The sequence below is a fragment of the Aminobacter anthyllidis genome (assembly GCF_018555685.1).
In the GTDB taxonomy this organism is placed as follows: Bacteria; Pseudomonadota; Alphaproteobacteria; order Rhizobiales; family Rhizobiaceae; genus Aminobacter; species Aminobacter anthyllidis.
The window spans coordinates 494407-517347 of record NZ_JAFLWW010000002.1 but is presented as its reverse complement, the minus strand read 5'-3'; the positions used below and the strand labels follow the sequence as shown (position 1 = coordinate 517347).

The 22941-nt window shown below is 63.0% G+C and carries 27 protein-coding genes; 21 read left to right on the top strand and 6 right to left on the bottom strand.

The features are described 5' to 3' along the window. Positions 1–52 precede the first annotated feature (52 nt). Positions 53–1273, bottom strand: a complete 1221-nt coding sequence (locus J1C56_RS07600) for an MFS transporter (RefSeq protein WP_214387556.1) — start codon at positions 1271–1273, stop codon at positions 53–55. 154 nt (positions 1274–1427) lie between these two features. Here J1C56_RS07600 and J1C56_RS07595 point away from each other — a divergent pair, with 154 nt between their 5' ends. The 3 genes from J1C56_RS07595 (at position 1428) to J1C56_RS07585 (ending at position 3355) form a co-directional block, all read left to right on the top strand. Next, a complete protein-coding gene (locus tag J1C56_RS07595) occupies positions 1428–2039 on the top strand; it encodes a TetR/AcrR family transcriptional regulator (protein WP_246591208.1) in 612 nt (203 codons plus the stop codon). A gap of 134 nt (positions 2040–2173) precedes the next feature. Further along, positions 2174–3100 (top strand): histone deacetylase family protein, encoded by a 927-nt coding sequence (locus J1C56_RS07590; protein ID WP_214387554.1) that lies wholly within the window; start codon positions 2174–2176, stop codon positions 3098–3100. Between the two features lie 3 nt (positions 3101–3103). Then, positions 3104–3355 (top strand): exodeoxyribonuclease VII small subunit, encoded by a 252-nt coding sequence (locus tag J1C56_RS07585; RefSeq protein WP_184769434.1) that lies wholly within the window; start codon positions 3104–3106, stop codon positions 3353–3355. A gap of 12 nt (positions 3356–3367) precedes the next feature. Here J1C56_RS07585 and J1C56_RS07580 read toward each other — a convergent pair whose 3' ends face one another. Then, on the bottom strand, positions 3368–3760 hold the full coding sequence (locus J1C56_RS07580; protein ID WP_214387552.1) for a winged helix-turn-helix transcriptional regulator: 393 nt from the start codon (positions 3758–3760) through the stop codon (positions 3368–3370). An 85-nt stretch (positions 3761–3845) separates the two neighbouring features. Between J1C56_RS07580 and J1C56_RS07575 the strand changes: the two genes are divergently transcribed. The 6 genes from J1C56_RS07575 (at position 3846) to J1C56_RS07550 (ending at position 9671) form a co-directional block, all read left to right on the top strand. Then, the gene (locus J1C56_RS07575; protein ID WP_214387550.1) at positions 3846–4217 is read left to right on the top strand and encodes an MAPEG family protein; all 372 of its coding nucleotides are present in this window, start codon (positions 3846–3848) and stop codon (positions 4215–4217) included. An 86-nt stretch (positions 4218–4303) separates the two neighbouring features. After that, positions 4304–4570: a DUF2277 domain-containing protein gene (locus tag J1C56_RS07570; RefSeq protein ID WP_214387548.1), complete on the top strand. Its 267-nt coding sequence runs from the start codon at positions 4304–4306 to the stop codon at positions 4568–4570. A gap of 39 nt (positions 4571–4609) precedes the next feature. Continuing rightward, on the top strand, positions 4610–5530 hold the full coding sequence (locus J1C56_RS07565) for a pirin family protein (protein ID WP_214387546.1): 921 nt from the start codon (positions 4610–4612) through the stop codon (positions 5528–5530). Between the two features lie 72 nt (positions 5531–5602). After that, positions 5603–7516 carry a 1-deoxy-D-xylulose-5-phosphate synthase gene (gene dxs, locus J1C56_RS07560; RefSeq protein ID WP_214387544.1) on the top strand — a complete coding sequence of 638 codons (1914 nt, stop codon included), beginning with the start codon at positions 5603–5605 and terminating at the stop codon, positions 7514–7516. A 143-nt stretch (positions 7517–7659) separates the two neighbouring features. Further along, complete coding sequence (locus J1C56_RS07555; RefSeq protein WP_246591207.1) at positions 7660–8433, top strand: TlyA family RNA methyltransferase; 774 nt, start codon at positions 7660–7662, stop codon at positions 8431–8433. After that, complete coding sequence (locus tag J1C56_RS07550) at positions 8430–9671, top strand: class I SAM-dependent RNA methyltransferase (RefSeq protein ID WP_214387542.1); 1242 nt, start codon at positions 8430–8432, stop codon at positions 9669–9671. The genes J1C56_RS07555 and J1C56_RS07550 overlap by 4 nt, the downstream gene beginning before the upstream one ends. 37 nt (positions 9672–9708) lie before the next feature. Here J1C56_RS07550 and J1C56_RS07545 read toward each other — a convergent pair whose 3' ends face one another. The 3 genes from J1C56_RS07545 to J1C56_RS07535 all read right to left on the bottom strand — a co-directional run bounded on the left by J1C56_RS07545 (position 9709) and on the right by J1C56_RS07535 (position 12425). After that, the gene (locus J1C56_RS07545; protein WP_214387540.1) at positions 9709–10422 is read right to left on the bottom strand and encodes an NAD-dependent deacylase; all 714 of its coding nucleotides are present in this window, start codon (positions 10420–10422) and stop codon (positions 9709–9711) included. A 23-nt stretch (positions 10423–10445) separates the two neighbouring features. Further along, on the bottom strand, positions 10446–11858 hold the full coding sequence (gene tldD, locus J1C56_RS07540) for a metalloprotease TldD (RefSeq protein ID WP_214387538.1): 1413 nt from the start codon (positions 11856–11858) through the stop codon (positions 10446–10448). Positions 11859–11945: 87 nt separating this feature from the next. Continuing rightward, positions 11946–12425 carry an invasion associated locus B family protein gene (locus J1C56_RS07535; protein ID WP_245432147.1) on the bottom strand — a complete coding sequence of 160 codons (480 nt, stop codon included), beginning with the start codon at positions 12423–12425 and terminating at the stop codon, positions 11946–11948. 415 nt (positions 12426–12840) lie between these two features. Here J1C56_RS07535 and coxB point away from each other — a divergent pair, with 415 nt between their 5' ends. The 12 genes from coxB (at position 12841) to rnhA (ending at position 22391) form a co-directional block, all read left to right on the top strand. Continuing rightward, positions 12841–13707, top strand: coding sequence for a cytochrome c oxidase subunit II (coxB, locus tag J1C56_RS07530; protein WP_214387536.1), 867 nt, complete (start codon positions 12841–12843; stop codon positions 13705–13707). A 37-nt stretch (positions 13708–13744) separates the two neighbouring features. Beyond that, positions 13745–15394: a cytochrome c oxidase subunit I gene (gene ctaD / locus J1C56_RS07525; RefSeq protein WP_214387534.1), complete on the top strand. Its 1650-nt coding sequence runs from the start codon at positions 13745–13747 to the stop codon at positions 15392–15394. A gap of 75 nt (positions 15395–15469) precedes the next feature. Continuing rightward, entirely contained in the window at positions 15470–16411 is a 942-nt protein-coding gene (locus J1C56_RS07520) for a heme o synthase (RefSeq protein ID WP_214387532.1), read from the top strand. Further along, a complete protein-coding gene (locus J1C56_RS07515; protein ID WP_214387530.1) occupies positions 16411–16569 on the top strand; it encodes a hypothetical protein in 159 nt (52 codons plus the stop codon). Before J1C56_RS07520 ends, J1C56_RS07515 begins: the two co-directional genes overlap by 1 nt. Next, positions 16566–17198: a cytochrome c oxidase assembly protein gene (locus tag J1C56_RS07510; RefSeq protein WP_214387528.1), complete on the top strand. Its 633-nt coding sequence runs from the start codon at positions 16566–16568 to the stop codon at positions 17196–17198. The genes J1C56_RS07515 and J1C56_RS07510 overlap by 4 nt, the downstream gene beginning before the upstream one ends. Position 17199: 1 nt before the next feature. Continuing rightward, a complete protein-coding gene (locus J1C56_RS07505) occupies positions 17200–18090 on the top strand; it encodes a cytochrome c oxidase subunit 3 (protein ID WP_214387526.1) in 891 nt (296 codons plus the stop codon). An 83-nt stretch (positions 18091–18173) separates the two neighbouring features. Continuing rightward, a complete protein-coding gene (locus tag J1C56_RS07500; protein WP_214387524.1) occupies positions 18174–18665 on the top strand; it encodes a L,D-transpeptidase family protein in 492 nt (163 codons plus the stop codon). Then, a complete protein-coding gene (locus tag J1C56_RS07495) occupies positions 18662–19048 on the top strand; it encodes a DUF983 domain-containing protein (protein WP_214387522.1) in 387 nt (128 codons plus the stop codon). Before J1C56_RS07500 ends, J1C56_RS07495 begins: the two co-directional genes overlap by 4 nt. After that, a complete protein-coding gene (locus J1C56_RS07490; RefSeq protein WP_214387520.1) occupies positions 19045–19800 on the top strand; it encodes an SURF1 family protein in 756 nt (251 codons plus the stop codon). Before J1C56_RS07495 ends, J1C56_RS07490 begins: the two co-directional genes overlap by 4 nt. A gap of 166 nt (positions 19801–19966) precedes the next feature. After that, positions 19967–20977: a 4-hydroxy-3-methylbut-2-enyl diphosphate reductase gene (ispH, locus tag J1C56_RS07485; protein ID WP_214387518.1), complete on the top strand. Its 1011-nt coding sequence runs from the start codon at positions 19967–19969 to the stop codon at positions 20975–20977. Further along, complete coding sequence (locus tag J1C56_RS07480) at positions 20977–21939, top strand: homoserine kinase (protein ID WP_214387516.1); 963 nt, start codon at positions 20977–20979, stop codon at positions 21937–21939. Before ispH ends, J1C56_RS07480 begins: the two co-directional genes overlap by 1 nt. Beyond that, positions 21936–22391 carry a ribonuclease HI gene (rnhA, locus tag J1C56_RS07475; RefSeq protein WP_214387513.1) on the top strand — a complete coding sequence of 152 codons (456 nt, stop codon included), beginning with the start codon at positions 21936–21938 and terminating at the stop codon, positions 22389–22391. The genes J1C56_RS07480 and rnhA overlap by 4 nt, the downstream gene beginning before the upstream one ends. Positions 22392–22448: 57 nt before the next feature. Here the strand turns inward: rnhA and J1C56_RS07470 are convergent, their stop codons facing one another. Next, positions 22449–22934, bottom strand: coding sequence for a peroxiredoxin (locus tag J1C56_RS07470; protein WP_214387511.1), 486 nt, complete (start codon positions 22932–22934; stop codon positions 22449–22451). Positions 22935–22941 lie beyond the last annotated feature (7 nt).

Sequence of the window (22941 nt, the reverse complement as noted above, 5' to 3'; positions counted from 1 at the left end):
AGAGGCGGCTCGTTGGCACAGACGGGAGAGGTTTTGACTGGTGTGTGTTGCCTCACTCCGCCGCTTGTGGTGCTGCTTGCGGCAACTCGACTTCGTCCTCGCCGGCAAGTGCTTTCTGACCGAGAAGGACGACCAGGAAGGAGATCGCGCCTGCGGCCACCGACACCCAGAAACCGTTCTGTGCGCCGAAATTGTCGACCACCCAGCCTGCCACGAAGGCACCTAGCGCCATGCCGATGCCGATACCGGTCATCACCCAGGTGATGCCTTCGGTCAGCATCGCTTCCGGCACCCGCCGCTCGATCAGGCCGAAGGCCATGATGAAGGTGGGAGAGATCGCAACGCCGCTGACGAAAATGGCGAGCGCAAGAAGCGGCACCGTGTCGGCGACCAGCAAGGGCAACGTGGTCAGCGCAACGATGGCGATCGAGATGGCGAGCAGGCGCTGCTTCGGTGCCTTGAGGTTCAACGCTCCGACGATCAGGCCGACGACAAGCGAACCGGCGGCATAGACGCCGATGACGAGGCTGGCGGCGGTCGGCTGGCCGAGCTCCTTGGTGATCGCGACGGCGCTTATCTCGGCGGTGGCGAAGATCGCACCGACGAAGATGAGCGCCAACGTTATGATCTGAACGGGTCGCAACATGATCGCCGAGCCACCGCTTGCAAGTTCCGGCGTCCTGACCTTGGGTTCGCTGGACCGCTGCAGGATGAAGGCAATCATGCCAAGGGCAAGGAACAGCGTGCTGGCCAGCATTCCCGCTTCCGGAAAAAAGGCTACACTCAGGCCGACGGAAATCGAGGCGCCGGCAACATAGACCAATTCGTCGGCGACCGATTCAAAGGCGAAGGCAGTGTTGAGTTCTGGTCGGTCGCGGAAGATTTCGGTCCAGCGCGCCCGGACCATGGCTGGCACGCTTGGCATGGCCGCCGCCAGGAAAGCCGAGACGAACAGCGTCCAGGCCGGCCAGTCGTAGCGGGTTGCGATGAGCAATATGACAAAGGCGATGACGGAGATGATCGTGGCGGGGACAGCCACGGCAGCCTGGCCGAACCGATCGATCCTGCGAGATATCTGCGGGGCGGCAAAGGCATTGGTCAAGGCGAAGGTGGCCGAGACTGCGCCGGCCAGCCAATATTCACCGTGCGTCTGCGACAGCATCGCAACGATACCGATAGGGGCCATGGCGATTGGCAAGCGGGCGATGAAGGCTGCTGCTGCGAAGCCCTTGGCTCCGGGGACTCTGAAGATTTCACCATACGGATTGTGCATCGAAGCACTCCTGGAAACTTGAGGATGCGCCACTTACATACGTGGCGTATGTCATTGAGGTAATTGCATACGAGGCGTATGTCAATTACCATGGACGCCATGGTGAGAAAAATATACGCGCCGTATGTGAGTTGCGGTGTGGCAAGGAAAAGCGATGAAGCCGGCACACAAACCCCGGAGTGAGATGATTGCCGAAACGCGCGCCAAGCTCATCGCGGCCGCGCGCCGGGCATTTGCGACGACGGGGTACGCGAACGCGTCGATGGACGATTTCACCGCCGAGGCCGGGTTGACGCGCGGCGCGCTGTATCACCATTTTGGCGACAAGAAGGGGCTGTTCGAGGCTGTGCTCGCCCAGATCGACCAGGAGATGTTGGCGCGCCTCAATGAGATCTCGGCCAAGGCAGAGACGCGTTGGCAAGGCTTTCTCGACGAGAACATCGCTTACATTGAAATGGCGCTCGAGTCGGAAATCCAGCGCATCGTCCTGCGCGATGGTCCGGCGGTGCTCGGCGATCCGGCGCAATGGCCCAACGCCAACGCCTGTATTTCAGCCATCACCGCGAACCTCGTCGCGTTGAAGGTCGAGGGCGTTGTCCGCGACATCGATCCGGAAGCCATGGCGCGGCTGATCAGCGGCGCCTCGCTCTATGCTGCCCAATGGATCGCCAATTCCGACGACCCCGGCGCAACGTCTATAAAGGCGGTGAAGGCGTTTCGCGCGCTGATGGAAGGCCTGCTTGTGGCACGCAAGCCCGCCAGCTGACCTTTACCGGGTGCTGCGGTCCTCGGCTCTATGCCGAACCAGTCATTGGCTTCGTTCATGACCAGGCTGCCGTTTTCCCCAGGGCTTTGACAGCTATGCGTGGTCTGGCCGGCCATTGCTGATAAGGTGCGGCGATGACCACGCGGCTCTACACGCATCCGATCTACCTCGAACACCTGACGACGCCTGGGCATCCAGAGCGGCCCGACAGGCTGCGCGCCATCGAACGCGCGCTCGACGACGAGGCCTTCGAAATGCTCGATCGCGCCGAAGCGCCGATGGGTGACGAGCGCACGATTCTCTATGCGCACCCCGAGAGTTTTGTTGAAAGCGTTCGCCGGCAGGTGCCAGAGGCAGGGCTGGCCAGGATTGATGGCGACACCACGCTGAGCCCGAAAAGCTGGCAGGCGGCACTCACTGCCATCGGTGCCGCCAATGCCGCCGTCGACGATGTCTTCGCCGGCAAGGCCGATAATGTCTTCGTCGCCTCGCGCCCGCCCGGGCATCATGCCGAAAAGACGACGGCGATGGGCTTTTGCCTGTTCAACAATGCGGCGATCGCAGCACGTCACGCCCAGCGAACGCACGGCGCCGAGCGGGTGGCGATCGTCGACTGGGACGTCCACCACGGCAATGGCACCCAGGACATCTTCTGGGACGACCCGTCGGTGCTCTACTGCTCGACGCACCAGATGCCGCTGTTTCCCGGCACGGGTGCGAAAAGCGAAACGGGTGTCGGCAACATCGTCAACGCGCCGCTTGCGCCGGATACCGGCAGCGACCATTTCCGCGAGGCGTTCCGCTCGCGCGTGCTGCCGGCGCTCGACAGCTTCGCTCCTGACCTGATCATCATTTCGGCCGGCTTCGACGCGCATCACCGCGACCCGTTGGCCGAGATCAACCTGACCGAAGCCGATTTCGACTGGGCGACCGGGCAATTGATGGACAGTGCCGCGCGGCATTCGTCAAACCGCCTCGTCAGCCTGCTCGAAGGCGGCTATGACCTCCACGGGCTGGCCTTTTCCGTGGCCGCCCACGTTTCTCGCCTGATGAAAGGATGAACCATGGCCGCTGAGCCCAATGACGAAATCAAGGCGATGAGCTTCGAGCAGGCGCTGGCCGCACTGGAGAAGATCGTCGACGATCTCGAACGCGGCGACGTGCCGCTCGACCAGTCGATCAAGATCTATGAGCGTGGCGAGGCGCTGAAGGCGCATTGCGACCGCCTGTTGAAGGCGGCCGAAGACAAGGTCGAAAAGATCCGGCTGTCGCGTGACGGCAAGCCGATGGGTACGGAACCGCTCGACGGCGAGTGATCGATGTGGGAGTCAGTCCGCGGCGGGATAGCTGTCGCGGGCTGCAAAATCGCTGGGCCGCGCCGCGTAGAAACGTTCCGGCGGCGTCCAGCGATCCGGTATCTGGGTTTCGCCCCAGCGGGCGAGTTCCTGCACGACAGGGATGAGCGCTGCACCCTTGGTGGTCAGCGCGTAGGCGCCACGGATCGAGCCCTGGCGTGGCTGGGACTGCCGGATGAGGCCGGCATCCTCAAGCCGGCGCAGCCTTTCGGCCAAAATGTTGGTCGAGATTTTCTCCGGCGTCGACAGCAAATCCGAATAGCTCGTCGCCCCCACCACCATCGAACGAATGATGACGAGCGACCACTTGTCGCCGATGATGTCGAGTGCCGAGGCGATGGGGCAGCCGGAGCGGAACTGGGTCATGGCGGCAATGTGGATTTTTAACTTGCAAAATGCAAGTAAGAAATGATTAGCTGACTGGGCAAGGTTCAGTTGGGAGAACAAAGCCATGCTGCCGATCACATCGACGATTGCCGCGCTCGCGGCTGTGGCCCTGGTCGCCTTGAGTATTGCTGTGAGCCTGCGACGCAAGAAGGTCGGGGTTAAGATGGGTTACAGCGAGGATGTCGTCCTGATGCGGCGGATACGCGCCCAGGGCAACTTCATCGAATATGTGCCGCTCGTCCTCATTCTTCTCGGACTGGCGGAATACCGCCAGGCACCGGTGGCGATGCTGTGGACAATCGCCGGTCTGCTCATTGCCGGTCGGAGCCTTCATTTCGCCGGGATCATGACGGGCAGGACGCCGTTGAGCGCCCCTGGCATGGTCGGCACCTACGGCGCCTTGCTCGTCGGCGCCGGCACCTTGGTCTTTGGATGATGCCCAGGCATCCTGGCGGCCGAACGGCTTGACCTCGCCGCACGTTGCGCCCAGTTATGGGATGGTGAAAACCCGTGGAGCAGGCGATGTGCCGCAACATCAAGACATTGTTCAACTTCGATCCGCCGGCGACGCATGACGAGATCCGCGACGCAGCACTTCAGTTCGTCCGCAAGCTGAGCGGATCGACAAAACCCTCCAAGAAAAACGAAGAAGCGTTCAACCGCGCGGTGGACAGTATCGCCGAAGCGGCGCACGAATTGCTGCATTCGATGGAAACGCACCAGCACCCGCGCAACCGCGAGGAAGAGGCCGTCAAGGCGAAGGCACGCTCGGCGCTGAGATTTGCCTGAGCGCGGACGACTGCGTTCCAATCACTCCAGGATGCAACCATGAGCTTCTTTCCAGCCGAAGATCCGACGCCAGGCGATGCCTTTTCCTGCGACCAGCTGGAGTTGATGGTCATCCCCAACGCCAAGGACATCGACGGCTTCCAGGTGCGCCGGGCATTGCCGACGGCGAAACGCCGGCTTGTCGGGCCGTTCATCTTCTTCGACCGGATGGGCCCGGCGATCCTGCGTGCCGGCCATGCGCTCGACGTGCGTCCGCACCCGCATATAGGCCTTGCGACGGTCACCTACCTGTTCGACGGCAAGATACGACACCGGGATTCGCTCGGCACCGAGATGGTCATCGCGCCCGGCGACGTGAACCTGATGACGGCGGGCCGGGGCATCGTGCATTCCGAGCGCACGCCTGAAGAGCTGCGCGGCGCGCCGATGTCGGTGTCCGGGCTGCAGACCTGGCTGGCGCTGCCCGATGGCAAGGAAGAGGTGGCGCCGCTGTTTGAGAATACGGCCAGCGCCGATCTGCCCGAATTTGCCGCCGACGGTGTCAGCGGTCGCCTCATCATCGGCGATTTCAAGGGCTTGCGTTCGCCGGTGCGAGCGGCTTCGGATACGCTCTACGCCGACATTTCGCTCGCGCCCGGCGCCAGGATCAAGATTCCGGCCGATGCCGAAGAGCGCGCCATCTACACGCTTGGCGGCGAAATCGACATCCTTGGCGATCGCTTCCCGATAGAGCGGCTTCTGGTGTTCAAGCCCGGCGACGAGATCGTCGTGTCGTCTGAAGCCGGCGCGCATTTCATGCTGTTTGGTGGCGCCTCGCTTGGATCGAAGCGCTACATCTGGTGGAACTTCGTTTCGTCTTCCAAGGAGCGCATCGAGCAGGCCAAAAACGAATGGAAGACCGGCCGCTTCGAGATCGTTCCTGGCGACGAGGAGGAGTTCATCCCGCTGCCCGAGGGCTGAGGCGCGGCACCTCCACGCATTTACTTTCAAAGCCCGTGGCCGTATCTGCCGAAGTTCAACTGGTGCGGATTGATGAACGCGAAACCCCAAACGCCATTGCTCGACAAGGTCAGCCTGCCGGCCGACCTCCGCGCGCTGGACGAAGCCCAGCTGCCGCAGCTCGCCAGCGAATTGCGCGCCGAACTGATCGACGTGGTGTCGCAGACCGGCGGCCATCTTGGCGCGGGCCTCGGCGTCGTCGAGCTGACGGTGGCGTTGCATTACGTCTTCGACACGCCAGACGACCGCATTATCTGGGATGTCGGCCACCAGGCCTACCCGCACAAGATCCTGACCGGCCGCCGCGACCGCATGCGCACGCTGCGCCAGGAGGGTGGTCTCTCGGGCTTCACCAAGCGCGGCGAGAGCGAATACGACCCGTTCGGCACCGCGCATTCGTCGACGTCGATCTCCGCCGGTCTCGGCATGGCGGTTGCACGCGATCTCCAGGGCGGCAAGAACCATGTCATCTCGGTCATCGGTGACGGCGCGATGTCGGCCGGCATGGCCTACGAGGCGATGAACAATGCCGGCGCTCTCGATGCGCGGCTGATCGTCATCCTCAACGACAACGACATGTCGATCGCCCCGCCGGCGGGCGCGATGAGCGCCTATCTGGCGCGCCTCGCCTCGGGCCGCACCTATGCCGGCGTGCGCGAACTCGGCAAGAAGCTGACCTCCTATCTCGGCCGCCGCGTCGACCGGGCGATCACCCGCGCCGTCGAGCATGCGCGCGGCTTTGTGACAGGTGGCACGCTGTTCGAGGAGATGGGCTTCTTCCACATCGGCCCAATCGACGGACACAATCTCGAGCATTTGATTCCGGTGCTGAAGAATGTCCGCGATAACGGCACCGGGCCGGTGCTGATCCATGTGGTCACCCAGAAGGGCAAGGGTTACGCGCCCGCCGAAGCCGCCGCCGACAAGTATCACGGCGTCAACAAGTTCGACGTTATCACCGGCGCGCAGGCCAAGGCTCCGGCCAATGCGCCGGCCTACACCAGGGTCTTCGCCGAGAGCCTGATCCAGGAAGCGCGCGAGGACGACAGGATCATCGCCGTTACCGCCGCGATGCCTTCGGGCACCGGCCTCGACCTGTTCGGCCAGGCATTTCCGTCGCGAACCTTCGATGTGGCGATTGCCGAGCAGCATGCTGTGACTTTCGCGGCGGGCCTCGCGACCGAGGGCTTCAAGCCGTTCGTGGCGATCTACTCGACCTTTCTGCAGCGCGCCTACGACCAGGTCGTGCACGACGTGGCGATCCAGAAGCTGCCAGTGCGCTTCCCCATCGACCGCGCCGGCTTCGTCGGCGCCGACGGGCCGACCCATTGCGGCGCCTTCGACACCGCCTATCTCGCCTCGCTGCCGGACTTCGTCGTCATGGCCGCCGCCGACGAGGCCGAATTGCGCCACATGGTGCGTACGGCCGCCGAGTTCGACGAGGGCCCGATCTCCTTCCGCTATCCCCGGGGCAATGGCGTTGGTGTCGACATGCCCGAGCGCGGGCAGGTGCTGGAGATCGGCAAGGGCCGGATCGTCAAGGAAGGCACCAAGGTGGCGCTGTTGTCGTTCGGCACCCGCCTCAAGGATTGCCTGCTCGCCGCCGAGGAACTCGGTGCTGCGGGCCTGTCGACCACTGTCGCCGACGCGCGCTTCGCCAAGCCGCTCGACGCGGACCTGATCCGCCGCCTGGCCCGCTCGCACGAGGTGCTGGTCATGGTCGAGGAAGGTTCGGTCGGTGGCTTCTCCAGCCAGGTGCTCGACTTCCTCGCCCGCAACGGCCTGCTCGACAACGGCCTCAAGGTGCGCCCGCTGACGTTGCCCGACAGCTTCGTCGACCATGCCAATCCCGACAAGATGTACATCGACGCCGGCCTCGATTCGAGCGGCATCGTGCGCACCGTCTTCGCAGCGCTCGGCAAGCCGGCCCAAGCCGCCCGCGCCTGAGCCTTTGAGTGAGCGCTTGCCTTGCAGGCGCGCATTCGCCATTGAAAGCCATGGAAATATCAAGGCAAGCCCGCGCATCGGCCCGAAAATCAAAATCGATTTTCGGAAAGCACGATGCGCAGATTCAAGAAGCTGGAGCGCCTTTGCGCGTCCAACCGGACGCGCAGCGCTCTGGGACCAGCCTGCGGCTCGACGAATTGCTCGTCAGCCGCGGTTTCTTTGCCAGCCGCTCGCGGGCTCGCGACGCTGTGGCGCGTGGTGCCGTGACCGTTGACGGCCAACCGGCGAAGAAGCCCGGGCAAACCGTTGCGGCCAGCGTCGCGATCGCTGTCGACGATCCGGCGCAGGCTTACGTATCGCGCGCAGCCCTCAAGCTGATTGCGGGCCTCGACCATTTCGGCTTCGATCCTGCTGGCAGCCACGCGCTCGACATCGGCGCGTCGACTGGCGGCTTCACGCAGGTTCTGCTTGAACGTGGCGCGGCGCATGTCGTGGCGATCGATGTCGGCCACGGCCAGCTGGTCGGCAGGTTGCGGGCCGACCCGCGCGTGACTTGCCTGGAAGGGCTCAACGCCCGCAACCTGACATCAGACGATCTTGGCGGACGGACGCCAGATTTCCTGGTCTCGGATGTCAGCTTCATCTCGCTGCGCCTGGCCTTGCCCAATGCACTCGATCTGGCAGCGCCGGGCACCAAGGGCGTCTTTCTGGTCAAGCCGCAGTTCGAAGCCGGCCGCGAGGCGATCGGCAAGGGCGGCCTGCTCAAGAATTCTGAAGACGGCCCGCGCATGGCTGAAGAACTGCGCCTTTGGCTCGACTCCGTTCCGGGCTGGCGCGCGCTCGGCATCTGTCCGTCGCCGCTCGAAGGCGGCGACGGCAACCTAGAATATCTGCTCGGTGGAGTGAAAGACCAATGACGACTCGTTTCGAGATTGCGCGGCTGGGCGCGCATGGCGACGGCGTCGTCGATGCCAATGGCGGGCATATCTTCATTCCGTTCGCGCTGCCCGGCGAAACGGTGACCGCCGCGCGCGAAAAGGACCGCGCCCAGCTGATTTCGGTGATCGAGTCTTCGCCGCAGCGTGTCGAGCCGACCTGCCGCCACTTCACCGAATGCGGCGGCTGCGCCATCCAGCATCTTGAGGACCTGGCCTATCGCGACTGGAAGCGCGGGCTGGTGGCCCTTGCGCTGAAGGCAAGGGGCATCGATTTCCCGGTTGGCGAACTGATTGCTTGCCCGCCGCACAGCCGGCGCCGGGCGGCTTTTACCGCGCGCAACACCGAGACCGGGCTGCATCTCGGTTACAACAAGGCGTTTTCACACACACTCGTCGACATCGAGGAATGCCCGGTGCTGCTGCCATCGATCGTCGAGGCGGCCGGCACCTTGAGGCATCTCGCCGGTATCATCGCGAACACCTCGAAGCCGTTCAGGTTCCTGGTCACGGCGACCGAGTCTGGCTTTGATATCGCCGCCGCCGATTGCGGCAAGCCTACCGAGGCGATCCGCCGCGCGGCGACCGATTTCGTCATCAAGTCGAAGATTGCCAGGCTTTCCATCGACGGCGAGATCATCGTCGAACCGGTCAAGCCGATGCTGACCTTTGGCGCAGCGACGGTGACGCCACCGCCGGGCGCTTTCGTCCAGGCCGTGGCCGAGGCCGAACTGGCGATGGCAACGCTTGTTGCCGGTCACCTGCGCAAGGCCAAGAAGGTGGCGGACCTCTATTCGGGCAGCGGTACCTTCTCGCTGCGGCTGGCTGGCAATTCAGAGGTCCACGCGGTGGAGGGCGATGGCCAGGCACTTGCCGCGCTTGACCGTGGCTTCCGTTTCGCCAATGGCCTGAAGCGCGTCACCGTCGAGCGCCGCGACCTCGACCGGCGCCCGCTGACCTTCAAGGAACTGAACGCTTTCGACGGCATCGCCTTCGACCCGCCGCGTGCCGGCGCCGAGGACCAGTGCAAGCAGATCGCCCGCTCTGACGTACCCTACGTTGCGGCCGTGTCGTGCAATCCCGCGACGCTGGCGCGTGACCTGCGCATCCTCATCGACGGCGGCTACACGTTGAAGGCCGTGACGCCGATCGACCAGTTTCTCTGGTCGCATCATGTCGAGGCGGTAGCCCTGCTGGAGAAACCAAAGAAGCGGCGGTGAAGGCGCTGCTATCTGGCGGACCGAGACAGTCAGGCGTCTATCGGCCAGCCAGAAGATGCTCGACGAACTCGGGAACGATTTCTGTCGCGCGGCCGTGGATGGCCTGCTCGAAGAGATCGTAGCCTTCCGACGGTTCCAGATTGAGTTCGATCGTGCGGGCGCCGGCATGGCGCGCCTGCTCGACGAAGCCGGCAGCGGGATAGACATTGCCGCTGGTGCCGATGGAGACGAAGAGGTCGCAATGTGCCAGCGCCTCGTCGATCTCCTCCATCAGGTAGGGCATCTCGCCGAACCAGACCACGTCAGGCCGTAGCTGGCCGATCTCCTGGCACGACGGGCAGCGCGAGGTCCGCGACATAGCACTGTGCCAGGGACGCCTTGCGCCGCAATGGGCGCACAGGGCCTTGGTCAGTTCGCCATGCATGTGGATCAGCCGCTGCGAGCCGGCTCGCTCGTGCAGGTCGTCGATATTCTGGGTGACGAGCAGGAACTTGCCTTGGAAGGTGCGTTCGAGCCTGGCCAGTGCCACATGCGCGGCATTCGGCACGACCTCGGCAAGTCCGCTCCGGCGCTGGTTGTAGAATTCATGAACCAGCTCCGGGTTACTGGCGAAGCCTTCTGGCGTCGCCACGTCGCGGTAGTCGACCTTCGACCAGATGCCGTCCTTGTCGCGAAAGGTATCGACGCCTGATTCGGCCGAGATGCCGGCGCCGGTGAGCACGACGATCGAGGTGGGGCGGTAAATCGACATTCGATCGTCGGTGCCTGCGAAACCTAGACTCTGGTGCCACCGACCGTCATCTGGTTCATCCTGAGATGCGGCTGGCCGACGCCCACTGGTACACCCTGGCCAGCCTTGCCGCACATGCCGATGCCATTGTCGAGCTTCATGTCGTTGCCGACCATGGTGACGCGATGCATGGCGTCCGGGCCGTTGCCGATCAGCATCGCGCCCTTGATCGGCTGGGTCACCTTGCCGTCCTCGATCATGTAGGCCTCGGTGCAGCCGAAGACGAACTTGCCCGAGGTAATGTCGACCTGTCCGCCGCCAAAGGAGACGGCATAGATGCCGTTCTTGACCGAGGCGATGATCTCGGCCGGATCCATGTCGCCTGCCGTCATGTAGGTGTTGGTCATGCGCGGCATTGGCTGGTGTGCGTAGGATTCGCGGCGACCGTTGCCGGTGGCCTTCATGCCCATCAGGCGCGCGTTCTGGCGGTCCTGCATGTAGCCGACAAGCTTGCCGTCCTCGATCAGCACGTTGCGGGCACTGGGCGTGCCTTCGTCGTCGACGGTGAGCGAGCCGCGGCGCTCGGCGATGGTGCCGTCGTCAACGACGGTGACGCCCTTGGCTGCGACCTGCTGGCCCAGCAAGCCAGCGAAGGCCGACGTCTTCTTGCGGTTGAAGTCGCCTTCGAGGCCGTGGCCGACGGCTTCATGCAACATCACACCCGGCCAGCCGGACGACAGCACGATGTCGAAGGTGCCGGCAGGGGCGGGGATGGCTTCGAGATTGACCAGCGCCTGGCGCAATGCCTCGCTGGCGGCATTCTTCCAGCTGTCGTCGGTCAGGAATTCGTCAAAGCTCTTGCGTCCGCCGGCACCGTAGGAGCCGCTTTCCTGGCGGTCGCCGTCACCGACGATCACCGAAACGTTCATGCGCACCAGCGGGCGGATGTCGCGCACGACCTGACCGTCGCCGCGCAGGATCTCGACATGCTGCCACGACGCGGAGAGCGATGCCGTTACCTGACGGACGCGCGGGTCCTTGTCGCGCAGCCACGAGTCGATTTCCTGCAGAAGCTTGGCCTTCGCCTCGAACGAGGGCGAGGAAATCGGGTTTTCCTCGCCATAGAGGTGAGTGTTGGTGCGAGCGGGTGCGGCGGCGAGTGTACCGGAATAGCCGCCCTTCACCGCGGAGACGGCATCTGAGGCGCGCAGCAGCGCCTGTTCGGACAGGTCGCTCGAATGCGCATAGCCGGTTGCCTCACCGGCAACGGAGCGCAGGCCAAAGCCCTGGTCGGTGTTGAAACTGGCCGTCTTCAGCCGGCCATTGTCGAACATCAGCGCTTCGCCCTCGCTATATTCGAGGAACAATTCACCATCATCGGCGCCTTCGATCGTCTCGGCGACAATCTTGCGCACGCGCTCTTCTGATATGTCGAACTGGCTGAGAAGGCTGGTCATGGCGCGTCGCCTCATGTGCAAGGTGAGTGTGTTCACCCCGATGTAGGCGACGCGGAGGCTCCGGACAATGTCTCCGGCGCCAAAGGATTACGGTAGCGCGGCGAAACCTTCGCCGAAGCCGTTGAGGTCGACCGGGATGCCGATGCCTTCCTCAGGCGTCTGGAAGACGATGAAGGTCGCCGACTTGCCAGTCTTCAGCGTGTCGAGCAGCGTCTTGTCTAGGATCACCTCGGCATAGCAGCCGTCCTGGAAGCAGCGCACGAAATAGGCGCGGCCGATGTCCTTCTGGTCGACGTTCAGGCCAAGGCCGTTGGGCAACAGCACGCCGAGCGGCGCCAGCACGCGCAGGATCTCGGCCTTGTTGTCGGCGGTGCGCAGGATGACCACCGAAAGGCCCATCTCCGGGCGGTCCTCGGCGATGACGTTCTGCATCATCACGCATTGTTCGTTGGTGGCGCCTGCCGGCGTGTCGCAGATGATCGACCACGCGCCATGAGTGGACTTGACCGTGCCGCTCTGCTGCGCGCCGGCTTGCATGGGTACCACGCAGGCAGCGGCGACCAGCATCTTCGCCACGGTTTTGAAAAGCCCAGACTTCATAACGGCTCCATTGCGAATCACGACTATCAGGTCGTGCAGGCAGCAAGTAAATAACAAGACAGCGCTCTCGCCATCCTGCAATCTCAGGTTTTCCAGACATTCGAGGCCAATTTGGCCCGAATTGCGACGCCTTTTCGAGGCATGGCAGCACAAAGCGGGTGAATGCCCCGCACGCCTGCGCGTTCTTCAACTAACGCCAAACGCGTCTCGGCGCCAGCCTCCGTGCCTGCGCGCAAAAATGCCGCACGGGTTAGGCCTCTGCTTCCTTGCGGTTATAAAGAGAGTATGGTTTGAACCTCCGAACGTCTCTGGGATTCCCGTCCCGGAGCGGCACGATGTCCTTGCGGCCAAGCCCGCACGGAAATGGGAGATACAGAGGGCGATGAGAAAGATCTTTGCTAGCGCCGTCGCGGCGACTGCTTCCCTTGCCAGCGTCGCGGCCTATGCGGCACAGCCGACGCCTTGGCAAACCACTTTCCAGCCGGCCGCGACCGGCATCATGGAACAGATCACCTGGTTCGAGCACTACACGCTGTGGTTCATCGTCCCGATCACGCTCTTCGTGCTGTTCCTGCTGGCCTATTGCATCTGGCGGTTCCGCGCGAGCGCCAATCCGGTGCCTTCGCGCACCAGCCACAACACGCTCATCGAGGTCGTCTGGACAGTTGGTCCGGTCGTCATCCTGCTGTTCCTGGCCATTCCGTCCTTCCAGCTCCTCACCGCGCAGTACTCGCCGCCGGAAGAGGCCAAGCTGACGATCAAGGCGACCGCCAACCAGTGGAACTGGGACTACGAGTACCAGAATGCCGAGCCGCTTTCGTTCAACTCGGCCATGCTGGCCGAAGGCGATCGTGCCGCCGCCGGCAAGGAAGACAAGGGAGCCTATCCGCGTCTTCTCGCCGTCGACAACGAGGTTGTCGTTTCGGTCGGCACGCTGGTTCGCGTGCTCGTCACCGCCAGCGACGTCATCCATGCCTTCGCCATGCCGGCCTTCGGCGTAAAGACCGATGCCGTGCCAGGCCGTATCAACGAGATCTGGTTCAAGGCGGACAAGGAAGGCCTCTACTATGGCCAGTGCTCCGAGCTTTGCGGCAAGGACCACGCCTACATGCCGATCGCAATCCGCGTCGTTACTGACGCACAGTACAATACGTGGCTGGCTGCCGCGAAGTCCGACCTGCCGGGTGCCAACAAGGCACTGATGGCCGAGACGGATGGTGCGGCCAAGGTCGCGGCCGCTGGCAACTGAGCCACGGTAGAATAGGGATCAGGGAACGGAGCGGAACATGGCAGGCGCTGCAGCTCACGACCATCACGACCACAAGCCGAAGGGCTGGGTTCGGTGGGTGTACTCGACCAACCACAAAGACATTGGAACGCTCTACCTGATCTTCGCGATCATGGCAGGCTGCGTCGGCGGCTTCCTGTCCGTCATGATGCGCTGGGAACTCGCTGAGCCGGGTATCCAGATTTTCCACGGCCTGGCCTCGATGGTCTATGGCGTTGAAGGCGATGCCGCGGTCGACGCCGGCAAGAGCATGTTCAACGCGTTCACCACGGCGCACGGCCTGGTCATGATCTTCTTCATGGTCATGCCCGCGCTGATCGGCGGCTTCGCCAACTGGATGGTGCCGATCATGATCGGTGCGCCTGACATGGCGTTTCCGCGCATGAACAACATCTCGTTCTGGCTGCTTCCGCCGGCCTTCATCCTGCTCGTCATCTCGGCCTTCATGCCGAGCGCGCCCGGTGCGCATGGTGTGGGTGGCGGCTGGACGATCTATCCGCCGCTGTCGACCTCGGGTCAGCCCGGGCCTGCGATGGATCTTGCGATCCTGTCGCTGCACATCGCCGGCGCCTCGTCGATCCTCGGTGCGATCAACTTCATCACCACCATCTTCAACATGCGCGCTCCGGGCATGACGCTGCACAAGATGCCGCTGTTTGCCTGGTCGGTGCTGATCACCGCCTTCCTGCTGCTGCTTTCGCTGCCGGTTCTGGCAGGCGGCATCACCATGCTCCTGACCGACCGTAACTTCGGCACGACCTTCTTTGCGCCTGAAGGCGGCGGTGACCCGATCCTGTTCCAGCACCTGTTCTGGTTCTTCGGTCACCCGGAAGTGTACATCCTGATCCTGCCGGGCTTCGGCATCGTCAGCCACATCGTGTCGACCTTCTCGCGCAAGCCGATCTTCGGCTACCTCGGCATGGCCTACGCCATGGTCGCCATCGGTGCCGTCGGTTTCGTCGTGTGGGCTCACCACATGTACACCACCGGCCTGTCGCTCGACACGCAGCGCTACTTCGTGTTCGCGACGATGGTCATCGCGGTTCCGACGGGTGTGAAGATCTTTTCGTGGATCGCCACCATGTGGGGCGGTTCGATTACCATGAAGACGCCGATGCTGTGGGCGATCGGCTTCATCTTCCTGTTCACCGTCGGTGGCGTCACCGGCGTGCAGCTGGCCAACGCCGGTCTCGACCGTTCGCTGCACGACACCTACTATGTCGTCGCGCACTTCCACTACGTGCTGTCGCTGGGTGCCGTGTTCGCGATCTTCGCGGCCTGGTACTACTGGTTCCCGAAGATGACCGGCTACATGTACTCGGCGGCGATCGCCAACACCCACTTCTGGGTGACGTTCGTCGGCGTGAACCTGGTCTTCTTCCCGCAGCACTTCCTCGGCCTCGCCGGCATGCCGCGCCGCTACATCGATTATCCCGATGCATTCGCCGGCTGGAACATGGTCTCGTCCTACGGCTCCTACATCTCCGCCGTTGGCGTGCTGATCTTCCTGTTCGGTGTCTTCGAAGCCTTCTCCAAGAAGCGCGTCGCCGGTGCCAACCCCTGGGGCGATGGTGCGACCACGCTCGAGTGGCAGCTGCCTTCGCCGCCGCCCTTCCACCAGTGGGAACAGCTGCCGAAGATCAAGTAAGGCACTGACTGAACAACGAAGCCGCCGGTACGACCGGCGGTTTCGGCCAAACGGAACGACTGGACGTAAGTACGCATGGCCCTTGTCCACAACCGGTTTGAAGAACAAACCATCCGCATGTCGGAAGCGACGGCGGGCGATTTCTTCGCCCTGCTGAAGCCGCGCGTCATGTCGCTGGTCGTCTTCACGGCCTTTGTCGGCATGGTTGCCGCGCCTGTCAGCATCAACCCGTTCCTCGCCGTCGTTGCGATCCTTGCGATCGCCATCGGCGCCGGCGCTTCGGGCGCGCTCAACATGTGGTACGACGCCGATATCGACGCGGTCATGACGCGCACGGTCAACCGGCCTGTGCCATCGGGCAAGGTGACCCCGCATGAGGCGCTGACCTTCGGCCTGGTGCTGTCGGTTCTTTCGGTGATGACGCTCGGCGTCCTCGTCAACTGGCTGTCCGCGGCGCTGCTCGCCTTCACCATCTTCTTTTATGCTGTCATCTATACGATGTGGCTCAAGCGCTGGACGCCGCAGAACATCGTCATCGGTGGCGCGGCAGGTGCGCTGCCGCCGATGATCGGCTGGGCTGCCGTCACCGGCTCCGTCAGCTTGGAGAGCGTCGTGCTCTTCCTCATCACCTTCCTGTGGACGCCGCCGCACTTCTGGGCACTCGCGCTGTTCAAGTCGGAGGACTATGCCCGTGCCGGTATCCCGATGATGCCGAACGTCGCGGGTGAAGCGTCCACCCGTCGCCAGATTTTTGCCTATTCGCTGTTACTCGCGCCGGTTGGCGTGGCACCCTGGCTGCTCGGCTACACGACCATCGGCTACGGCGTGGTTTCGCTCGCGCTCGGCATTGGCTTCGTCTGGTACGCCTGGAAGGTGTTGCGCATGCCCGACAGCGACCGGGTCATGAAGCCGGCCAAGGCGCTCTTCGGCTATTCGCTGCTTTATCTGTTCGTGATCTTCGCGGCTTATCTGGCCGACAGCGTCATCGAGCGTGTGTTTGCGCTTGGAGGTGCATGATGTCGAACGATGATCTGGTGACGCTCACCGACAAGCAGAAGAAGGCTCGCCGCAGCCGCAACGTGGCCATTGGCCTGGCACTGGCAGCGCTCGTCATCATCTTCTACCTCGCCACGATCGCGAAGTTCGGCCCGGCCATACTGGATCGGTCGCTATGAGCAACCAAACGCAGACCGTCGATCCGAAGAAGCAGAGCTCCAACCGGATGGTTGCGGGCATGTGCGTGGCCTTCGTTGGCGGCATGGTCGGCATGGCCTACGCTGCGGTGCCGCTCTATGCCATGTTCTGCCAGATCACCGGCTATGGCGGCACGACGCAGCGCGTCGAGCAGTATTCCGACAAGATCCTCGATCGCGAGATCACGGTCCGCTTCGACGCCAATGTGTCTGGCGGCCTGCCATGGGACTTCCAGCCCGTGGCGCGCGACGTTCAGATCAAGATCGGCGAGACGAAGCAAATCCACTACACGGCGACGAATACCTTCGATACGCCTACCCAGGGTCGTGCAACTTTCAACGTCACACCTGAGATAGCCGGCGCATACTTCAACAAGGTCGAATGCTTCTGCTTCACCGATACCACGCTGAAGCCGGGCGAAACGCTCGACATGCCGGTGGTGTTCTTCGTTGATCCGGAAATCGTCAACTTGCCTGAAATGAAGGACGTCAAGACGATCACCTTGTCCTATACCTTCTTCCCCATTGCGGGGGAAAAGCCTGTAGCTGTCGCGCCCAAGGTTGACGGCGAAGCGAATAATGTTAATTCCGACGAAAAAGCCGGGGGCTGATATGGCAGACGCGCACGCGAAACCACAACACGACTATCACATCATCGATCCCAGCCCGTGGCCGTTCCTCGCCTCGCTGGGCGCGCTCATCATGGCATTCGGCGGCGTCGCCTGGATGCAGCATCTCAAGGGCGGCAGCTTCCCGATCTTCGGCTACAACATGGCCGGCGCCAATTACTGGATATTCCTGATCGGCCTGCTGATCGTGCTCTACACGATGTACGGCTGGTGGTCGGACACGATCAAGGAAGGCAACGAGGGCCATCATACCCGCGTCGTCTCGCTGCACTTGCGCTACGGCATGATCATGTTCATCGCCTCCGAAGTGATGTTCTTCGTTGCCTGGTTCTGGGCGTTCTTCGACGCTGCCCTGTTCCCGAACGAAGTGCACCAGGTGATGCGCGCCGAGTACACCGGCGGCGTCTGGCCTCCGAAGGGCATTGAGATCCTCGATCCTTTCCACCTGCCGCTCTACAACACCATCATCCTGCTGCTTTCGGGCACCGCGGTGACCTGGGCGCACCATGCGCTGCTGCACAACGACCGCAAGGGCCTGGTCAACGGCCTCGCGCTGACTGTCGGCCTCGGCATCCTGTTCTCGTTCGTACAGGCCTACGAGTACATCCACGCTCCGTTCGCCTTCAAGGACTCGATCTACGGCGCGACGTTCTTCATGGCGACCGGCTTCCACGGCTTCCATGTCATCGTCGGCACGATCTTCCTGCTGGTGTGCCTGTTCCGCGCCATGGCCGGCAGCTTCACCCCCAAGCAGCATTTCGGCTTCGAGGCGGCCGCTTGGTACTGGCACTTCGTCGACGTGGTGTGGCTGTTCCTGTTCGCCGCGATCTACATCTGGGGTTCGGTTGGCGGCACCATCGCCCACGGCCACTGATCTCTCCGGTTTCTGATGCAAGGCGGTCGCGGCAACGCGGCCGCCTTCTCTTTTTTGGCGCTTTCTTGCGGCAAGCCTCCGCCATGCAGACCAGTCGCTTCGTTGTTCCCGCTATCGCGATTCTCGCTTCCGTCGGCGGTGCATGCGCTGACCCCGTCGACCTCGTGCGGGTAGACAAATCGGAGCGGCGCATGGAACTGCTGTCTGGCGACAAGGTGGTTCGCAGCTACGCCATGGCGCTTGGCGCCAACCCTGTCGGCCACAAGGGCAGGGAAGGCGACGAGCGCACGCCCGAAGGGCGCTATGTGCTCGATTGGCGCAATCCAGGCAGTGGCTACTATCGGTCGATCCACATCTCCTATCCCAACGCCGACGATGTCGCTGCGGCAAAGAGGGCAGGTGTCGTGGCAGGCGGAATGATTATGATCCACGGCCAACCGAACGGGTATGGTTGGTGGTCCTGGCTGATGCAGATGTTCGACTGGACGAATGGCTGCATCGCCGTTACCGACGAAGACATGGCGGAGATCTGGCATATGGTCGAAGACGGCACTCCCATCGAGATAAATCCATGAGAGAAGACCAGGCGATCTGGCCGCCGGTCGAACCGATCGCGGCCGGGCTCAAGGGGCGCTGTCCGCGTTGCGGCGAAGGCAAGCTGTTTTCCGGCCTTCTGTCCGTAGGCAAAGAGTGCGGCGTCTGCAGGCTCGACTACTCGTTTGCGGACGCTGGCGACGGGCCGGCGGTGTTCGTCATCCTGATCATCGGCTTCGTGGTGGTCGGGCTTGCGCTGTGGCTCGAGGTCAACTTTGGACCACCGCTGTGGCTGCATCTGCTGTTGTGGATTCCGCTGACCGTGGTTCTCAGCCTCGGCTCCCTACGCCTCATCAAGGGCGTTCTGATAACGCTGCAGTACCGCAACAAGGCAGCCGAAGGCCGTTTGGACAAGGGCGAATGATCCAGGAAAAGACCATGACGGCCCCGGCGCGCCGTTCCGGGCAGGTGCTGATGCTCGTGCTTGGCACGATTGCATTCGCGCTTTTGATTGCGCTCGGCAGCTGGCAGGTCCAGCGCCTCTATTGGAAAGAGGAGCTGATCGCACAGATCGCCGAACGTACGCAGTCCCAGCCGCTGCCGTTGTCCGAAATGGAAGTGAAGTACCGCGCCACCGGCGACGTCGATTATTGGCCGGTGAAGCTTTCGGGCACCTTCGCGCATGAAGGCGAGCGGCATTTCTTCGCCACATGGGAAGGCCAGTCGGGCTTCTATGTCTACACGCCGCTGAAGCTGGACGACGGCCGTTTCGCGCTGGTGAACCGCGGCTTTGTTCCCTACGATTTCAAGGATGCGGCCAAGCGGCCGGTCGGGCAGGTGACGGGGCCGGTGAGCATAACCGGGTTGGCGCGCAATCCGCTCGCCGGCAAGCCCGGCTCGCTGGTGCCCGACAACGACCCGGTCAAGAACGTCTTTTACTGGAAGGACCGCGATGTGATGGCTGCGACAGCAGGCCTGGCGTCCGGCGCCGTCGTGCTTCCATTCTTCGTCGACGCCGACAAGACGGCAAACCCGGGTGGCTTGCCCGTCGGCGGCGTCACCATGGTCGATATGCCCAATAACCACCTGCAATATGCTGTCACATGGTATGGCCTTGCGGCTGCACTTTTGGGTGTCATGGGCTTCTGGCTGTTGCGCCGTCCCGAAGGCAAATGAGGCCTGTGCATGATCTCGAAAATCGGAATCAATTTTCGAGATCATGTACAACTTCAAAGTGCTACAGCGTCTTTTGCGCGCCCAAGAGCGCGCGCTGCGCTGTAGTCTCCCTTGACAGCAAGGGGGCGCAGACATCATTTCGGCACTGAATGAAGAACCGGATTAAATGCTCCAGACGCTGACCAAACCGCCCCTGACGATCAGGCTCTGCCAGCCGCGCGGCTTTTGCGCAGGTGTCGACCGCGCGATCCAGATCGTCGTTCTGGCGCTAAAGAAATACGGCGCGCCGGTCTACGTCCGCCACGAGATCGTGCACAATCGCTACGTCGTAGAAGGGCTGCAGAACCTTGGTGCGGTCTTCATCGAAGAGCTGAGCGAGATCCCGCTCGAACACCAGGATGCGCCGGTGGTGTTTTCCGCCCATGGCGTGCCGAAGTCGGTGCCGGCGGATGCCGTGGCACGCAATCTCTTTTACCTCGACGCGACCTGCCCGCTGGTCTCCAAGGTGCACAAACAGGCCATGCGCCACCAGCGCAAGGGCCGTCACGTGCTGCTGATCGGTCATGCCGGCCACCCCGAGGTGATCGGGACCATGGGCCAGTTGGACGACGGTGCCGTCACGCTGATCGAGACCGAGGCCGACGTAAGGAATTTCACGCCAGCCGATCCGGAGGCGCTCGGCTTCGTCACCCAGACGACGCTCTCGGTGGAGGACACTGCGGGCATCCTGAAGGCTCTGCAGGAGAAGTTCCCGGCATTGCAGGCGCCAGCCGCCGAATCGATCTGTTATGCCACCACAAACCGCCAGGACGCGGTGAAGGAGACGGCCCCAGGTTCCGACCTCTACCTGGTCGTCGGTGCGCCCAACTCGTCCAATTCGCGACGCCTCGTGGAAGTTGCCGAACGGGCAGGGGCCAAGATGTCGCTGCTGGTTCAGCGCGCGTCGGAGATCCCGTGGAACGACATCGGCGGCATCGCTACGTTGGGATTGTCGGCGGGTGCCTCGGCACCGGAGATCATCGTCGACGAGATCATCAACGCCTTCCGCGAGCGCTTCGAGGTGAACGTGGAACTCGCCATCACGGCGACCGAGACGGAGGACTTTCCGGTGATGCGGGTATTGCGCGACGTCGAGCTGACGCCAGCCGACATGGCCTTCGTCAACGGAAACGCCTGATGGCTGTCTATACCGATGTCGGCGAGGGCGAGCTCGAAGCGTTCCTGCGCAATTATCCGGTCGGCGAGCTTCTGTCCTACAAGGGCATTGCCGAGGGCACCGAGAACACCAACTTCCTGCTGCACACCACGACAGGGTCGTACATCCTGACGCTGTATGAGAAGCGGGTCGAGAAGTCGGACCTGCCGTTCTTCCTCGGCCTGATGCAGCATCTCGCCCACAAGGGCCTGTCCTGCCCGCTGCCGGTCGACGGCAAGGACGGCAATGTCATCGGCACGCTTGCCGGCCGACCCGCCGTCATCATCACCTTCCTCGAAGGCATGTGGCTGCGCCGACCCCAGGTGGTGCATTGCCGCGAGGTCGGCAGGGCGCTTGCGGAACTGCACATCGCCGGCCAGGATTTCGCGATGACGCGGCCCAATTCGCTTGCCATCGACGGCTGGCGCAAGCTGTGGGACGCCGCGCACCCGCGCGCCGACGAGGTCGAGCCCGGCCTCGCACGGGAGGTCGACGCCGATTTTGCCGAGTTCGAGAAGAGCTGGCCGAAGGGCCTGCCATCCGGCGTCATCCACGCCGACCTGTTCCCCGACAATGTGTTTTTCCTCGGCGACAAGCTGTCGGGCCTGATCGACTTCTACTTCGCCTGCAATGACGCCTATGCCTACGACCTCGCCACCTGCCTCAACGCCTGGTGTTTCGAGAAGGACTTTTCCTTCAACCTGACCAAGGGCACGGCACTGCTCGACGGCTATCAGAGCGTCCGCCCGCTGAGCGAGGACGAGAAGGCAGCGTTGCCGATCTTGGCGCGTGGTTCGGCGCTGCGCTTCATGCTGACGCGGCTCTATGACTGGCTGACGGTGCCGGATGGCGGGCTGGTCATGAAGCGCGATCCGTCCGAATACATCCGCCGCATGCGCTTCCACCGGACGATCAAGTCCGCCCAGGAATACGGACTGAAATGAAGCAAGTTGAAATTTTCACCGATGGCGCCTGCTCGGGCAATCCGGGTCCGGGTGGCTGGGGCGCGCTCATGCGCTACAAGGCCAAGGTCAAGGAGCTGTCGGGCGGCGAGGCGGAGACCACCAACAACCGTATGGAGTTGCTGGCTGCCATATCTGCCCTGAACTCCCTCAAGGAGCCGTGCGAGATCGACCTGCACACCGACAGCAAATACGTCATGGACGGGATCTCGAAATGGATCCACGGCTGGAAGAAGAACGGCTGGAAGACCGCCGACAAGAAGCCTGTCAAGAACGGTGAGCTGTGGCAGGCGCTTGACGAGGCCAACAAGCGTCACAAGGTGACGTGGCACTGGGTCAAGGGCCATGCCGGCCATGCCGAGAACGAGCGCGCCGACGAGCTGGCGCGCGAGGGCATGGCGCCCTTCAAGGGCGGGCGCAAGGCATCAGCCTAGGCCATTGCCCGTCGAAAGAGTGGCGCGCCGCCGGAAGGCCGCGCGCCCTTGTAAGTCTCAGAGCTGTTCGAGAATGCGGGCCGCGCCCGAATCGACGGCCTGGCCCGGCGCGCCTTCAAGGTTGAGCTGGGCGACCTTGCCGTCTTCGACGATCATCGAATAACGCTTCGAGCGCAGGCCCATGCCGGCGGCCGACAGGTCGGTGTCGAGGCCGATGGCGCGGGCGAAATCGCCGCTACCGTCGGCGAGGAACTGTACCTTGCCTTCACCGCCGCTGAACCGGGCCCAGGCGCCCATGACGTGGACGTCGTTGACCGAGACAACCGCGATGGTGTCGACGCCGCGCGCGATGATGGCGTCATGGTTCTCGACATAGCCAGGCAGGTGGTTGTTGCTGCAGGTCGGCGTGAAGGCGCCTGGTACGGCAAACAGCACGACCTTCTTGCCAGCAAAGATCTCATCGGAGCTGACGCTCTTGGCGCCATCGGCGGTCATCGTCTTGAACGTGGCCGCGGGCAGCTTGTCGCCGATCGAAATGGTCATGAATTTC